This window comes from Rhodobacter aestuarii, assembly GCF_900156655.1.
Lineage (GTDB): Bacteria > Pseudomonadota > Alphaproteobacteria > Rhodobacterales > Rhodobacteraceae > Rhodobacter > Rhodobacter aestuarii.
Genome location: NZ_FTOG01000001.1, coordinates 320,967 through 335,633 on the forward strand (window position 1 = coordinate 320,967; position 14,667 = coordinate 335,633).

At 62.9% G+C, this 14,667-nt stretch carries 14 protein-coding genes; 9 read left to right on the forward strand and 5 right to left on the reverse strand.

The features are described 5' to 3' along the window. The first annotated feature begins 5 nt into the window (after positions 1–5). Positions 6–2,135 (forward strand): methylmalonyl-CoA mutase, encoded by a 2,130-nt coding sequence (gene scpA, locus BW967_RS01435; protein ID WP_076483249.1) that lies wholly within the window; start codon positions 6–8, stop codon positions 2,133–2,135. 87 nt (positions 2,136–2,222) lie between these two features. Here scpA and nhaA read toward each other — a convergent pair whose 3' ends face one another. Next, the gene (nhaA, locus tag BW967_RS01440; RefSeq protein WP_076483250.1) at positions 2,223–3,425 is read right to left on the reverse strand and encodes a Na+/H+ antiporter NhaA; all 1,203 of its coding nucleotides are present in this window, start codon (positions 3,423–3,425) and stop codon (positions 2,223–2,225) included. 221 nt (positions 3,426–3,646) lie between these two features. Between nhaA and BW967_RS01445 the strand changes: the two genes are divergently transcribed. Genes BW967_RS01445 through BW967_RS01455 form a run of 3 tightly spaced genes read left to right on the forward strand, consistent with a single transcriptional unit; the run spans position 3,647 to position 5,839 of the window. Beyond that, positions 3,647–4,345: a TerB family tellurite resistance protein gene (locus BW967_RS01445; protein ID WP_076483251.1), complete on the forward strand. Its 699-nt coding sequence runs from the start codon at positions 3,647–3,649 to the stop codon at positions 4,343–4,345. Further along, on the forward strand, positions 4,346–5,362 hold the full coding sequence (locus BW967_RS01450) for an endonuclease/exonuclease/phosphatase family protein (RefSeq protein ID WP_076483252.1): 1,017 nt from the start codon (positions 4,346–4,348) through the stop codon (positions 5,360–5,362). 18 nt (positions 5,363–5,380) lie between these two features. Continuing rightward, a complete protein-coding gene (locus tag BW967_RS01455; protein WP_076483253.1) occupies positions 5,381–5,839 on the forward strand; it encodes a hypothetical protein in 459 nt (152 codons plus the stop codon). Positions 5,840–5,854: 15 nt separating this feature from the next. Here the strand turns inward: BW967_RS01455 and BW967_RS01460 are convergent, their stop codons facing one another. From BW967_RS01460 to cobU, 4 genes are all read right to left on the reverse strand, one after another. Beyond that, a complete protein-coding gene (locus BW967_RS01460; RefSeq protein WP_108188559.1) occupies positions 5,855–8,230 on the reverse strand; it encodes a methyl-accepting chemotaxis protein in 2,376 nt (791 codons plus the stop codon). Positions 8,231–8,357: 127 nt separating this feature from the next. Continuing rightward, on the reverse strand, positions 8,358–9,143 hold the full coding sequence (gene cobS, locus BW967_RS01465) for an adenosylcobinamide-GDP ribazoletransferase (RefSeq protein ID WP_076483255.1): 786 nt from the start codon (positions 9,141–9,143) through the stop codon (positions 8,358–8,360). Next, the gene (cobT, locus tag BW967_RS01470; protein WP_076483256.1) at positions 9,143–10,150 is read right to left on the reverse strand and encodes a nicotinate-nucleotide--dimethylbenzimidazole phosphoribosyltransferase; all 1,008 of its coding nucleotides are present in this window, start codon (positions 10,148–10,150) and stop codon (positions 9,143–9,145) included. The genes cobS and cobT overlap by 1 nt, the downstream gene beginning before the upstream one ends. 6 nt (positions 10,151–10,156) lie before the next feature. Beyond that, positions 10,157–10,660, reverse strand: coding sequence for a bifunctional adenosylcobinamide kinase/adenosylcobinamide-phosphate guanylyltransferase (gene cobU, locus BW967_RS01475; RefSeq protein ID WP_076483257.1), 504 nt, complete (start codon positions 10,658–10,660; stop codon positions 10,157–10,159). Positions 10,661–10,734: 74 nt separating this feature from the next. On the opposite strand from cobU, the gene BW967_RS01480 reads away from it, so the two are divergent. Genes BW967_RS01480 through bluB form a run of 5 tightly spaced genes read left to right on the forward strand, consistent with a single transcriptional unit; the run spans position 10,735 to position 14,635 of the window. Beyond that, positions 10,735–11,313 (forward strand): histidine phosphatase family protein, encoded by a 579-nt coding sequence (locus BW967_RS01480; RefSeq protein ID WP_076483258.1) that lies wholly within the window; start codon positions 10,735–10,737, stop codon positions 11,311–11,313. Continuing rightward, complete coding sequence (locus tag BW967_RS01485) at positions 11,310–12,107, forward strand: hypothetical protein (protein WP_076483259.1); 798 nt, start codon at positions 11,310–11,312, stop codon at positions 12,105–12,107. The genes BW967_RS01480 and BW967_RS01485 overlap by 4 nt, the downstream gene beginning before the upstream one ends. After that, the gene (gene cbiB, locus BW967_RS01490) at positions 12,104–13,048 is read left to right on the forward strand and encodes an adenosylcobinamide-phosphate synthase CbiB (protein ID WP_076483260.1); all 945 of its coding nucleotides are present in this window, start codon (positions 12,104–12,106) and stop codon (positions 13,046–13,048) included. The genes BW967_RS01485 and cbiB overlap by 4 nt, the downstream gene beginning before the upstream one ends. Beyond that, the gene (cobD, locus tag BW967_RS01495) at positions 13,045–14,022 is read left to right on the forward strand and encodes a threonine-phosphate decarboxylase CobD (protein WP_076483573.1); all 978 of its coding nucleotides are present in this window, start codon (positions 13,045–13,047) and stop codon (positions 14,020–14,022) included. The genes cbiB and cobD overlap by 4 nt, the downstream gene beginning before the upstream one ends. After that, positions 14,012–14,635, forward strand: coding sequence for a 5,6-dimethylbenzimidazole synthase (gene bluB / locus BW967_RS01500; RefSeq protein ID WP_076483261.1), 624 nt, complete (start codon positions 14,012–14,014; stop codon positions 14,633–14,635). The genes cobD and bluB overlap by 11 nt, the downstream gene beginning before the upstream one ends. Positions 14,636–14,667 lie beyond the last annotated feature (32 nt).

Sequence of the window (14,667 nt, forward strand, 5' to 3'; positions counted from 1 at the left end):
TCGAGATGACCGACAAGATCGAAAACTGGCGCGCACTGGCCGAAAAAGAGCTGAAGGGCCGCAGCCCCGATAGCCTGAACTGGGAAACCCTCGAGGGGATCACGGTCAAACCGCTTTATACCGAGGCCGATACGGCAGAGCTGTCGCATATGGGCACGCTGCCGGGGATTGCGCCCTTTACCCGTGGGCCGCGCGCCACGATGTATGCGGGGCGCCCGTGGACGATCCGCCAATATGCGGGCTTTTCCACCGCCGAAGAGTCAAACGCCTTCTACCGCAAGGCGCTTGCGGCGGGCCAACAGGGCGTTTCGGTGGCCTTCGACCTTGCCACCCACCGCGGCTATGACAGCGACCACCCGCGCGTGGTGGGCGATGTCGGCAAAGCCGGTGTGGCGATTGACAGCGTTGAGGATATGAAAATCCTCTTCGATGGCATTCCGCTGGAAAAGATCAGCGTTTCCATGACGATGAACGGCGCGGTGATCCCGGTGCTGGCAAACTTCATCGTGACGGGCGAGGAACAGGGCGTGGACCGCAGCCTTTTGTCGGGCACGATTCAAAACGACATCCTCAAAGAATTCATGGTGCGCAACACCTACATCTATCCGCCTGAACCGAGCATGCGGATCATCGCCGATATCATCGAATACACTTCGAAAGAGATGCCGAAGTTCAACTCGATCTCGATTTCGGGCTACCACATGCAAGAGGCGGGCGCGAACCTCGTGCAGGAGCTTGCCTATACGCTCGCCGATGGCCGCGAATATGTGCGTGCCGCCCTTGCGCGGGGCATGGATGTCGATGCGTTTGCGGGGCGCTTGAGCTTCTTCTTCGCCATCGGCATGAACTTCTTCATGGAAGCCGCCAAGCTGCGCGCCGCGCGGCTGCTGTGGCACCGCATCATGTCCGAGTTCAACCCGAAGAAACCGGGCTCTCTGATGCTGCGCACGCACTGCCAAACCTCGGGCGTGAGCTTGCAAGAGCAAGACCCCTATAACAACGTGGTCCGCACCGCCTATGAGGCGATGGCGGCAGCGCTCGGCGGCACGCAGTCTTTGCACACCAACGCGCTGGATGAAGCGATTGCGCTGCCGACCGAGTTTAGCGCCCGGATCGCGCGGAACACGCAGCTGATCTTGCAAGAAGAAACCGGCATCACCAATGTCGTCGATCCGCTGGCGGGCAGCTATTACGTTGAAAGCCTGACCGCTGAATTGGCCGAAAAAGCTTGGGCGCTGATCGAAGAGGTCGAGGCGATGGGCGGCATGACCAAGGCTGTGGCCTCGGGCATGCCGAAACTGCGGATCGAGGAATCGGCGGCCAAGCGCCAAGCGATGATCGACCGTGGCGAAGAAGTCATTGTTGGGGTGAACAAGTATCGTCTCGCCAAAGAAGAGCCGATCGACATTCTCGATATCGACAACGTTGCCGTGCGCGAGGCGCAGGTGGCGCGGCTTACGAAAATGCGCAAGACCCGTGACGAGTTGAAATGTCAGGCGGCGCTCGCCGAACTGACGCGGCGTGCGCAGGAAGGGGGCAACCTTCTGGAAGCGGCCGTTGAAGCTGCCCGCGCACGGGCCTCGGTTGGGGAGATCTCGATAGCGATGGAAGAAATCTTTGGCCGGCACCGCGCCGAGGTGAAAACGCTCGCAGGCGTCTATGGCGCGGCCTATGAGGGCGATGCGGGCTTTGCCCAGATCCAAGCCGATGTCGATGCGTTTGCCGAGGCCGAAGGCCGCCGCCCGCGGATGCTGGTGGTGAAAATGGGCCAAGACGGGCATGACCGGGGCGCCAAAGTGATTGCCACCGCGTTCGCCGATATCGGCTTTGACGTTGATGTGGGGCCGCTCTTCCAAACGCCGGAAGAAGCCGCGCAAGACGCGATTGATAACGACGTCCATGTGGTGGGCATTTCGAGCCAAGCGGCGGGCCATAAAACGCTTGCGCCGAAGCTGATCGAAGCGCTGAAGGAAAAAGGCGCCGAGGATATCTTGGTGATCTGCGGTGGGGTGATCCCGCAGCAAGACTATGACTTCCTGAAAAAAGCGGGTGTGAAGGCGATCTTCGGGCCGGGCACCAATATTCCCGCCGCTGCGCGTGAAATTCTTGATCTGATCCGCGCCGCGCGCGCCTGATCTGGTCTCAGCCAAAAAACAAAGGGCGCTCCGAATGGGGCGCCCTTTTTCTGCGTAAGGCCCTTGGGGCAGGGGGCAGCCCCCGCCTTATTGCGCCGGTTGCGCTTGCGCCTCGGCGATCTCTTCTTTGGCTTCTTTTGTCAGCGGCGCAAAGCGCAGCACAAAGAAGCCAATCAGCGCCGAGATGAGCGAGCCTGCTAACACTCCAAGCCGCACCGCATTCATTTGCGCATCTTCTTCAAAGTTCAGCGAACCGATGAAAAGCGACATGGTGAAGCCGATCCCGGCAAGCGAGGCGATGCCGTAAAGCTGCAGCCATGTGGTGGCGGCAGGCAGCCGCGCAACGCCGGCTTTCACCAAAGCATAGCTTGCCCCAAAGACACCAAGCTGCTTGCCGATCACCAGACCGGCGGCAATGCCCAGCGGCAAGGGGGCCAGCAAATCACCAAGCCCGATGCCCTGAAGGCTCACGCCCGCATTCGCCAGCGCGAAAAGCGGCACGATCATAAACATCACATAGGGGTTGAGCGCATGTTCCAGAGAATGCAGCGGCGACTTCCCATAGCGGTCTTTGAGCGGGATGAAGAAGGCGGTGATCACCCCCGCCAGCGTCGCATGGACACCCGATTTCAGCACCAAGACCCAGAGCACCGCGCCCAAGATCAGCGTGGGCGCCACCCGATGTGCGCCAGTGAACAGCCGCAGCGCCATCAGCGCCATCGGAATGAGCGCAAGCGCGAGGTAGATCGGTTTCAGTTCCGCCGTGTAGAAAAGCGCAATCACGATAATCGCGCCAAGGTCATCCAAAATCGCGAGCGTCAGCAGGAACAGTTTCAGCGCGGGCGGCACCCGTTTCCCCAAAAGCGCCACGACCCCAATCGCAAAGGCAATGTCGGTCGCGGTCGGGATCGCCCAGCCAGAAACATGCTCCGGGTCGGACCAGTTGAGCGCCAAATAGATCAACGCAGGCACCGCCATACCGCCCAAAGCGGCAACGCCCGGCAGCGCCACATTAGAGGGGGTGCGCAATGCGCCTTGGCGGATTTCATGCTTGAGTTCCAAGCCAACGAGCAGGAAGAAAATCGCCATCAAACCATCGTTGATCCATAAGATCAGCGGTTTGGAAAGCCCGGTATCCCCTAGCGCGATGGTGAACTTGAGGTGCAAAACCTGTGTGTAGAGATCGGCGTAAGAGGAATTGGCCAGCCCCAGCGCCAGTGCTGTCGCGATCATCAAAACGATGCCGCCCGCCGCTTCATGTTGGAATAATTTCTCGATGCGGCTGAGCACGCGCTTGTCCCTCCTGTTGTCTTTGTCTCGTTGAAAAATGGGGGGGAACGCCCGCGTTTCAAGGCAAAATCGACCAAAACGCTTCGGATTGGGGGCGATTTTGCTGCATGTGCAAAGGGGCGTTTCCCCGCAGGCAGCGCGCCTGCAACAGGCAAGAATTTCCTTTATTTTTGACCTGTTCCGCAGATGCAAAAGCCGTTGCGCGGCGCTAAAGTGGCGTTATGGAGCGCAAGCCATCATTATGGGCCCGCATTGGTGAGGCCGTTTCCTCGCTCACCCGCGCCGAAGGGTTGGCGGGCATTTTTGAGCGCACGCCGCCCGAACGCTCGGTGGCCTTCACCATCGCGATCATTGCGCTTGGGGCGAAACTCTCGAAAGCCGATGGGCAAGTGACCCGTGATGAGGTCTCGGCCTTTCGCAACATTTTCCAAATCCCGCCGGGGGAAGAGGCGAATGCCGCGCGCGTCTTTGATATGGCGCGCACCGATGTGGCCGGGTTTGATGCCTATGCCCGCAAGATCGCCGATATGTTCGGGCGCGGCGATCCGATGCTGCAAGACCTGCTGGAGGGGCTTTTTGCCATTGCGATGGCCGATGGCGAATATCACGAAAACGAAGATGCCTTCCTGTCCGAGGTCGCGCGTATCTTTGGCATTGAAGATCTGCATTTCCGCTCGGTCCGGGCCGCCTTTGTGCCCGGTGCGCCGCTCGACCCGTGGTCGGTTTTGGAATTGCCGCCCGGCACCGATATCGACACGGTGAAAGCGCGCTGGAAGACGCTGGTGCGCGAGGCCCATCCCGATCGGGCGATGGCACGCGGCCTGCCGCCCGAAGCGGTGAAACTGGCCGAAGAACGCGTTGTTGCGCTCAACGAGGCTTGGGCGCAGATCGAAAGCGCCGCCAAGCAATCGGCGCTGTGAATGCGGATTGCCACTTATAACGTGGAATGGTTCACCGCGCTCTTTGATCGGCGCGGGCGGATGCTTGACGATGGCGAGCGCTCCTCGCGCTACGGCGTGACGCGGGCCGAACAATTGGGCGCGCTGGGGATTGTGTTCACTGCGCTCGATGCCGATTGCGTGCTGATTGTTGAAGCCCCCGATAACAACACGCGGCGCAAAACCGTGCCGATGCTGGAGTCATTTGCCGCCAAATTCGGGCTGCGCCAGCGCCGTGCCTTGATTGGTTTTGAAAACGACACCCAGCAAGAAATCGCACTGCTTTATGACCCGGACGCGGTGCAAATCTACCATGACCCCAACCCCGGCACGCCGCTGGCGCCGCGCTTTGATGACAAGCTGGAGATCGACCTCGATATCGACGACACGCTCGATACGGTGACCTTTTCCAAGCCCCCCTTGGAGGCCGTGATTGAGACTCGCACGGGCGGTTCGCTGCGGCTTATTGGCGTGCATATCAAATCCAAGGCGCCGCATGGGGCGCATGATCTGGATACCCAAGTCCGCATCGCAATCGAGAACCGCCGCAAGCAATTGGCGCAATGTCTGTGGCTGCGCCGCCGGGTGGATACGCTTTTGGATGCAGGAGAAAGCCTGATGGTGCTGGGCGATTTCAACGATGGTCCGGGGCTGGATGAATATGAAAAGCTCTTTGGCCGCTCGGGGCTAGAAATCGTTTTGGGCGAAGGGCTTGCGCGCAACCGCCAGCTTTTTGACCCGCATGCGCGGCTTGGCAAAGGCCAGACCGAGGCGCAGCCTGCCTCTGCGCGGTTTTTCATTCCTGACCCGCCGCCGGGCAAGTATTTCTCGGCGATGCTGGATTACATTTTGCTCTCGCCCGATCTGCGGCAGCGCGGCCCGAAATGGCGGATTTGGCATCCGTTTGACGACCCGGCCTGCTACAGCGTGCCCGAATTGCGCGAAGCTTTGCTGCAAGCCTCAGATCATTTTCCGGTCTCGGTAGATATTGCGCTGTAACGCGCTTATATTGGCGCCATGAAACAGCGCATTCTTCTTGCAGGTGTTGCCGCTGCGGCCCTTGGGCTGGGGGGCTGGTTTGCCTTTGCCCAAGATAGCGGACCGCAAATTTTGGAACCTCCGGGCGAAGAACTAGATCTGCCCGAACCCTCTGGCCGTGATGATATGGCGGCGGGGAAGTCGCTCGTCGAGCGGGGCGCGGAATTGTTCTTGCGCGGGCTTTTGGATGAGGTCTCTCCGCATCTTGATGAGATGCAGCAAGGCTTGGGCGAAGCGGCAGAGGCTTTGGGGCCAAAGTTGAAGCAGGTTTTGGCGCTGATCGACGATATTCGCTATTACAACGCACCGGAACGGTTGCCGAATGGCGATATTATCATGCGCCGAGTGCCCGGTGCGCCTGAACCGCCGCCGCTTTTGGCGCCCGATGACCGCGCAAAACCGAAAACCGGTTTGCGCGCGCCGATCACCGATCTTTAAGCCACGCCCGGTGACTTAGGCGCGGCGGCGCGAAACAAACACCGTTTCATTGGCGGCACCTTGATGCGCGTGATGCGCGATGGTGTTGGAAACCGCAGGCTGCGGCGCGGGGGCTTGCATCCCTTGTGCGCTCAGCCGGAAAGCCGAAACCGATTGCGCCAGCGCGGTGGCCTCCCCTTGCAGCGTGCGCACGGCGGCATTCGTTTGCTCGAAGACAGCGGCGTTTTGTTGCGTGGTGCGGTCAAGTTCCGTGGTGGCGTTCGAAATCTCGCCAATGCCCGCGGCCGTTTCGCGCGAGGCGGTGACGATCTCGGCAATCTTTTGCGCGACATCCTCCACACCCGCCACGATATCGCGCAGGGCAGCCCCAGAATCGCGCACCAGTTCCACGCCGCGCCCGACCGATTGACCCGAGCTTTCAATCAGCCCGGCAATATCGCGCGCTGCTTCCGAGGACCGCTGCGCCAGCGCGCGCACCTCGGAGGCAACAACGGCAAAGCCGCGCCCGGCCTCGCCCGCGCGGGCGGCCTCGACCCCGGCGTTCAGCGCCAGCAGGTTGGTTTGGAAGGCGATGTCGTCGATCACCTGCAAGATTTTGGCGATCGCATCGGAGGAGGTCTTGATCTCATCCATCGCGGCCTCGGCGCGCGTCACAACCTCGCGGCCATTGCCTGCTTTGGCGGAAATCTGATCCACCGCGCCACGCGCCACTTCGGCAGAGCTTGCCGCCGATTTCACCGTGGCGGACATTTGTTCAAGCGCCGAGGCGGTTTGTTCGAGCGTTGCTGCATTGCGCTCGGTGCGCCGCGCAAGGTCATCGGTCGCGCCCGAAATTTCGTTCGAGGTCACATCGACCGAGGTGGCCGAGACGGTGATATTGGTCAGCGTATCGCTCAGGCTGTCGGTCGAATGGTTCATCACCTGCGCGATTTCGGCAAAAATGCCTTGGAAGCTTGTGGGCATGCGGTAGGTAAGATCGCCCTCGGCCAGATGTTCGAGCGCGGTTTGCACCGCAGCCAGCCCATCGGCAGCGGCCTCGCCGATCCGGTTCACGCCATGGCATAGTTCGGCGAAGACACCCTCTTTGTCATCGGTGCGCAGCCGTTGCGAGAAATCCCCCTCGGCGCAGGCGGTGACAACAGCGGCAATCTCTTGCGCGGCGGCATGTTCGCGGGCTTGGCGCGCAGCGGCATCGCGGCGCTCGGCCTCGGCGGCTTCCGCCTTGGCGCGGGCTTCGGCGGCTTCGCGGTCGGCTTGGGCTTGGCGCTCGGCGGCAGCCCGCTCGGCCTCGGCGGCTTGTTCGGCCTCAAGGCGTCGGCGTTCCAGCATCGCGTCGCGGAAGGTGGTCAAAGCGGCCCCGATGGATTGCACCTCGGTCACGCGCGATTGCGGCACAGAAATCTCGGTCGTGCCCGCGGCCAAAGTGCTGACTGCCTCAGAGACAGAGCGCAGCGGCAGGGCGGTGGCGCGGTAAAGCCGCACGGCAGAAATGGTGAGCAGCAAAAGCCCCCAAAGCCCCGCTGCGGCAATGGCCCCGCCTGCGATCATTTTTTGCTTGGCAGAAATCGCGGCGATTTCCGCGCCATCGGTGGTGATCCGGCCACGCAGTTGCGCCAACGCGGGCAGAACCGTGTGATAGGCGGTATCGCTTGCCTCGCCCATCGCGCGCAGTTTCAACGTGAGATCGGCAAATTGATGGAAGCTGGCTTGATAAGCTTCAATCTTTTTCACCGCGCGGGCGCGGTGCTGGGCCGAAGGATATTTGCTTTCGGGATAGTCGAGGAAGGTTGCCACCTCGGCATCGACCTTGCCGATGTATTTCTGATCCTGCCGCATGATGAAGTCTTTTTCATGCCGACGCAGCATCAAGAGCGTGATCTGAACCTGCGGAACCCCAAGCGTGTTCACAATCTTTTCGGCATCATGGACGGCGGCGCGCAATTCGCCCTCAAGCCCGGTTTCGGCGGTCAGACCCAGCGTGCGGCGGGCCTCGGCCAGCGCGGTGAAGCTTTGGCCATAGTCGCCAAGCGGGGCTTTGACCGCGCGTGCATCCTTGGCAATATCGTCATGGCCCAAGCGTTCGGCTTGACCGGCAATGCGGTCAAGCGCGGTGCCAATTTCGACCAGCAATTCTTGTTGCTGCCCAATCAACTCTTCTTGGCGCAATTCGCGAAACCGCGCCTCGGCATCACGCGCCGCCGCGATATTGCGTTCAACCGCGCCAAGATCATCCTTGAGCCGCGCCACCGCAGCGGCTTGGTCTTGGCCGCGCATATCGACGTAAACCATCGCGCCAAGGGCCCCGGCGACGATGATCGCACACAGGACCACGGTCAGACCCATACGGATCAGGAAAGATGAGAAGGTTCTGGTCTTGCCTGTAGTCGACATACGCACGCTCCGAAAAACTGCGGTGATCGTGCGAAAAACTCGTTAAGACCCGGTGAAGCTAGGTAAGCCTTTTTGTGCGGCAAAACCGCTTTGACGATAAAATGCGGGCTTTTTCGAAGAGATCGGCTTAACCAAGCAGGGCACAGATCGCGCACCAGCCCAGGATTTCAGCGCATTGCTGCGCCGCGCCGAGCACATCGCCGGTTTGTCCGCCCAAGCGCTGCATGGCGAGACGTGCCACGGCGAGCGCGGCGAGGGTTTCCGCCAGCACGATGGCAAAGAGCGGTAGCCCCAAGAAGAGTGGCCCGGCGATCCCAAGCGCCATCGCCCCCGCAAGCACCATCGGCGTTACCCCCGTGGCGCGGTGGCCCATGCCATTGTCGCGCGCGGTCGGCATGGTGGCCATCAGCGCGACCGAGGTCACGCGGGTGCTCATCGCCAAGCCAATCAGCGCGGCGCTCGCAATCCCGGGGCCAAATCCGGAAAGGAAAGCAAGGGCTTGCCAGCGTAGCCCAAGGCTAAAGACGAGTGCCGCCACACCATAGGTGCCAATGCGGCTGTCGCGCATGATCTCAAGTCGCCGCTCGCGGGTAAAGCCGCCCCAAAAACCATCCGCGCAATCGGCAAGGCCGTCTTCATGCAGTGCGCCGGTCATCATCACCTGCGCGCCAAGCGCAAGCCCCGCCGCGACGCTCGGCGGCACCCCAAAAGCGAGCGCAAGGGCCAGAACGGCTGAGGCCAAAACCCCCAGCACCAGCCCGGCCAGCGGGAAGGCCCAAGCGGCCTCCCCCAATCTTGGGGCCGGGTCGGGCAGGCGCGGCGCAGGCAGGCGCGTGAGCAACACCACCGCCAAAAGCGCCTCGGTCGCGCGGGCGCGCAGCCAGCCCGGTTTTGCCTGCCCTTGCCCGGTCATCAGCCTTCGCTCACGCCAGCTTCGGCAAAGGTCGCCATGCCGTTGTGGCATTCAAGCGCCGCACGCACGACCCCAAGCGCGAGCGCCGCGCCAGTGCCTTCGCCTAGGCGCATATCCATTTGCATCAGCGCGCGTTTGCCCATCGCTTCCAGCATCAGGCGGTGGCCCGGTTCGGCCGAGGAATGGCCCACAACGCAGTGGTCCAGCAGGCGCGGGTCCACCTTGTAAAGCGTGCCCGCCGCCGAGGTGCAGATGAAGCCATCCAAAATCACCGGGATACGCGCCGCGCGCGCGCCCAAAATGGCCCCGCACATCGCGGCCTGTTCACGGCCCCCCAGCGCGGCCAGCGTTTCCATGCCGCCAAGGCCCGAATGCAGCGCCAAGCCTTTGTCCACGACGGCGATTTTGCGTTTGATCCCTTCGGCGTCCGAGCCGGTGCCGGGGCCAACCCAATCCACCGCCGGGCCACCAAAGACCGCTGCTGCGAGGGCTGCCGCAATGGTCGAGTTGCCCACGCCCATTTCGCCAATGATCAGTGCATCGGCATCGGTATCAACCGAGGCGAAGCCCACATTGAGCGCGGCAATCGTTTCCGCCTCGGTCATCGCCGGGGCGGTGGTGAAATCTTGGGTCGGGCGGTCAAGGTCAAGCTTGACCACTTTGAGCTCTGCACCCGCCGCGCGGCACAGTTGGTTGATGCCCGCGCCACCGGCCTCAAAGTTGGCGACCATTTGCACGGTCACTTCTTGCGGGAAGGGGGCCACACCATGCACACAGATGCCGTGGTTGCCGGCAAACACAATGCCTTGCGCTTTTTTGATCTCGGGGCGCACGGTGCCGCGCCACGCCGCCCAATGCAGCGCCAGTTCTTCCAGACGGCCCAGCGAGCCTTGCGGTTTGGTCAGGCTGTCTTGGCGGGCCTGCGCTTCGGCCCGGATGGCCTCATCGGCGGCGGGCAGACGGTCGGCCAGCGTGGCAAATTCAGCAAAAGATTCAAACGGCTGCATCGTGGCTCACTTCACTTTCATTGGCAGGCCCGCAACGGTTAAGATGACCTCATCCGCCGCTGCTGCGACCCATTGGTTAAGATATCCCGCCGCATCGCGGAAGTCTCTGGCAAGGCGGTTGTCGGGCACGATGCCCAGCCCCACCTCATTGGTTACAAACACGACCGGAGACGCCAGATCGGGCAGCGTTGCAACGAGTGCCTTTGCCGCAGTTTCCCAATCTTTCTCGCCCAGCATCAAATTGGTGAGCCACAGCGTCAGGCAATCCACCAAGCGCGGGGCGGTGTCCGTTTCTCGCAAAACTTTCACAAGATCGAGAGGTTCGGCATGGGTGACCCATTCCGGGCCGCGCCGGGCCTGATGCGCGGCAATCCGGGCTTCCATTTCGTCATCCCATGCCTGCGCGGTGGCGATGTAATGCGCGGGCGTTCCCAGTTCGAGTGTGCGCGCCTCGGCATAAGTGCTTTTGCCCGAGCGCGCGCCGCCGGTCACCAGAAGGATGCGTGCCATGGGAAGCCTTGCCTCTTGTTCCTTGCGCGGCAACAAAGCAGAAAGGGCGGCGAGTTTGAAGGAGAAATGCGACCATGGGGGCGAACGCTGCGACGGAGCTTTTGCTGATCCGCCATGCGCCTGCGGCCAATGGCGGCTGTTTGGCTGGGCGGCGCGATGTGCCCGCCGATTTGCCAGAGGAAGCCGTGATCGCGGCCACCCGCGCGGCGCTCGGCGAGGAGGTGCAATTGGTGGCGAGCCCCGCGCTGCGGTGCCAGCAAACCGCGGCGGCGCTTTTTCCAAATACCACCCCCAGCTTTGACGAGCGGTTGTGGGAGCAAGATTTTGGCGCTTGGGAAGGTGTACCGTTCAAAGACCTGCCCGATATTGGCCAAATGACGCGGGAGGCTTTGGCCCATCACCGCCCGCCGGGGGGCGAAAGTTTTGCCGATCAATGCGCCCGCGTGCATCCGGCGCTGACCGATCTGGCGGGGCAGGGCGGGCGGATTGCCGTTGTCGCCCATGCGGGGGTGGTGCGCGCCGCGCTTTCACTGGCGATGGGGCATCTCGCCTCTGGCCTTGCCTTTGATATTTCGCCGTTTTCCGTCACCAAACTGCTGGCTTTGCCGAACGGGCATTGGGTCATTTCCAACGTCAACCGGACCTTTGGATGAGACCGGCCCTGCACCTTCCGGGCCATTTTGGCGAATGGCTGCAAGGGCGGCTTGGTCCCGATGGGCCGGTGGTGCTGGTCACGGTCGCCGCGCCCGAACTGGGGCTAGAGGCGTTTTACCGCCCCCGGCGCGGGCTTTCGGTGCAAGGCGCAGGGCTCAGCCCAGAACGCGCGCGACGGTTTCTGGCGCGGTTGGGGCTCAGGTTGCAAGGCCAAGTCGTTTTGCGGCCCTGCGTGGCGCCGGGCCTTGGCACGGGGGTTTCCACCGCCTCGCTTGTTGCCCTTGCGCATCTGGCCGGATGGGAAGGTCCGCCCGAGGTTTTGGCGCAGGCTTGTATCGCGGCGGAGGGGGCAAGCGATCCGACCATGTTTGCCGCGCCAGATCGGCTGCTGTGGGCCTCGCGGCAGGGGCAGGGGCTTGGCACGCTGCCCAGACTGCCGCGCTATGAGATTTTGGGCGGGTTTTGCGGTGGCCCCGCGCGGACGGTGGCGGCGGATACCCGCTTTGCCGATATTGCCGACCTTGTTGCGCGCTGGCAAAGGGCCGAAGATTTGCCCAGTTTTGCCGCGCTTGCGTCCGAAAGTGCCGCGCGCTGCACGGCGTTGCGCGGGCCTGCGGACGAAGATGTCTCCGCGCTGGTCGCAAAGCTCGGCGCGCTTGGCTGGATGCGCGCGCATACCGGCGCGGCGCGGGGGCTGATTTTCGCGCCGGGCACCGTGCCCGCAGGGGCCGAGGCGGTGCTGCGCGGCGCAGGCTGGCGCGGGGTCTTGCGCCTGCAGGGGGGAGAGAGATGAACTTTGCCGCAATGATGCTTGTCGCCATCGCGCTCGACCTCGCGCTTGGCTGGCCTGCGGTGCTTTACACCCGCATCGGCCATCCGGTCACTTGGATCGGCGCGCTGATCACGCGGCTTGATAAGGCGTGGAACACGGGCGCGCAGCGCAAGGCCAAAGGCGTGGCGGCGGCGGCGGCGGTGATTCTGCTCGCTTGGGCGATTGCACATATTTGTCAAAGCCTTCTGCCGCAAAGTTGGGTTGGCATTGTGATCGGTGGTGTGCTGGCTTGGCCGCTGGTTGCGGTGCGTTCCATGCATGATCATGTGGCCGCTGTCGCCAAACCGCTTTTGGTGGGCGATCTCGCGGGCGCGCGCCACGCGGTTTCGATGATCGTGGGGCGCGACCCCGCGCAGTTGGATGAGGCGGGGGTGGCGCGTGCTGCCCTTGAAAGCTTGGCCGAGAACAGCTCGGACGGGATCATCGCGCCCTTGTTTTGGGGCTGCGTGGCAGGGCTGCCGGGCATTGCCGCTTATAAGGCGATCAACACGCTCGATTCGATGATCGGCCATCGCACGCCGCGCCATGAAGACTTTGGTTGGGCCTCTGCCAATATCGACGACGTGGTGAACCTGATCCCGGCGCGGCTGACCGGGGTTTTGTTTGGCGTCGCTTCGGGCAAGCGCGCGGCACAAGCGCTCGATATCATGCAGCGCGATGCCCGCGCGCATCGTTCTCCCAATGCAGGCTGGCCCGAAGCGGCCATGGCCGGGGCGCTCGACATTCGCCTGTCTGGCCCGCGCATTTATGGGGACCGCGTGACCGAGGAGCCGTGGCTTAATGGCGCGGCCCCCGACCCCATCCCCGAAACGCTGGCGCGGGGTCTTGCACTTTATATCCGCGCCATGGCAGGGGCGGGGGCATTAATTGCCCTCGCGGCACTGCTTTGGAGGTTTGCGTGAGCCAAAATCAGGCGCGCGATCATGGCGGCAATATCGATGCCGCCAAGGCCCGCTTTGGCGGGGCGGATTGGATCGACTTGTCCACCGGCATCAACCGCGTGCCCTATCCGCTGTGCGATTTGCCCGGCGAGGTCTGGACGGGTCTGCCCACCGCCACGCAAAAAGCCGCGCTGATCACCGCCGCGCAACGGGCCTTTGATACCTCGGCCCCCGGCGTGGCGCTTGCAGGCGCGCAACAGGCGATTCAACTGGTGCCGCGCCTCACCGCGCCGGGCCATGCCAAGGTTTTGGCCCCCACCTATAACGAACATGCGGGCGCCTTGCGCGGCGCGGGCTGGAAGGTGACAGAAGTCCCCCGGTTTGAAGATCTGGCGGGCGCCGACCTTGCCGTGGTCGTCAATCCCAACAACCCTGATGGCCGGGTGAGCGCGCCTGAGGCCTTGCAGGCACTTTCGCCAAAAGTGGGGCGGCTTATCGTCGATGAAAGCTTTGCCGATGCGACGCCCGATATCTCGCTCGCCGATCAAGCGGGCGGCAATCTGATCGTGCTGCGCTCGTTTGGCAAATTCTATGGGCTCGCCGGGTTACGGCTTGGCTTTGCCTTTGGCGCGGCCGAGACCATTGCGCAACTGTCCGATATGGCGGGGCCGTGGCCCGTTTCGGGTCCTGCGCTCGAAATTGGCGCGCGCGCGCTGAGCGATACGGTTTGGGCCGAGGCCACCACCGCACGGCTCACCGGCGAGGTTATGCAAATTGATGCGCTTGCCAAAGCGGTGGGTTGGGCGCTGATCGGCGGCACGGCGCTGTTTCGCACCTATGCCACGCTCGATGCGGTGGCCGCGCAAGAAAAGCTTGCCCGCGCGCAAATCTGGAGCCGCATCTTCCCCTATTCGCAACACTGGCTGCGGCTGGGCTTGCCCGGCTCCGCCGCCGAATGGACCCGACTGGAAAAGGTTTTAACCGATGGACTTTGACCAACCCCACCGCGACGCCCTTCAAGAGGTTTTGCGCTGGCGCCGCGATGTGCGCCATTTCCGCCCCGATCCGATCTCCGAAGAGGTGATCGACCGATTGCGCGCCACGATGGATATGGCGCCGTCTGTGGGCAATGCGCGCCCGTGGCGGGTGTTGCGCATCGACAGCCCCGAGATCCGCGCCAAGGTGCTGGCCAATTTCAATGCTGCGCGCGACGCCGCGGGCGGTGCCTATGAAGGCGATCAGGCGGAGGCTTACGCGAAACTGAAGCTGCAAGGCATCGACCAAGCGCCGCTGCAACTCGCCGTCTTCACCCACCGCGACCCGCAAGCGGGCCACGGGCTGGGCCGCGCCTCGATGCCGGTAACCTTGCAACAATCCACCGCAATGGCGATCCATACGCTGTGGCTGGCGGCACGTGCGGAAAACCTTGGCCTTGGCATGGTTTCGGTGCTCGACCCGAAAGCGGTGGAAGAACTGCTTGAAACCCCGCCCGAATGGGAATTCACCGCCTGGCTGTGCATCGGCACGCCCGAGTTCACCGATGACACGCCGCTTCTGCACCGCGCGGGCTGGCAAGAAAACCTGCCCACCGATTGGGAAGTGCGCTAAGGCGCAAAGGGCCGCGCCTGAGTGAAAGGGCG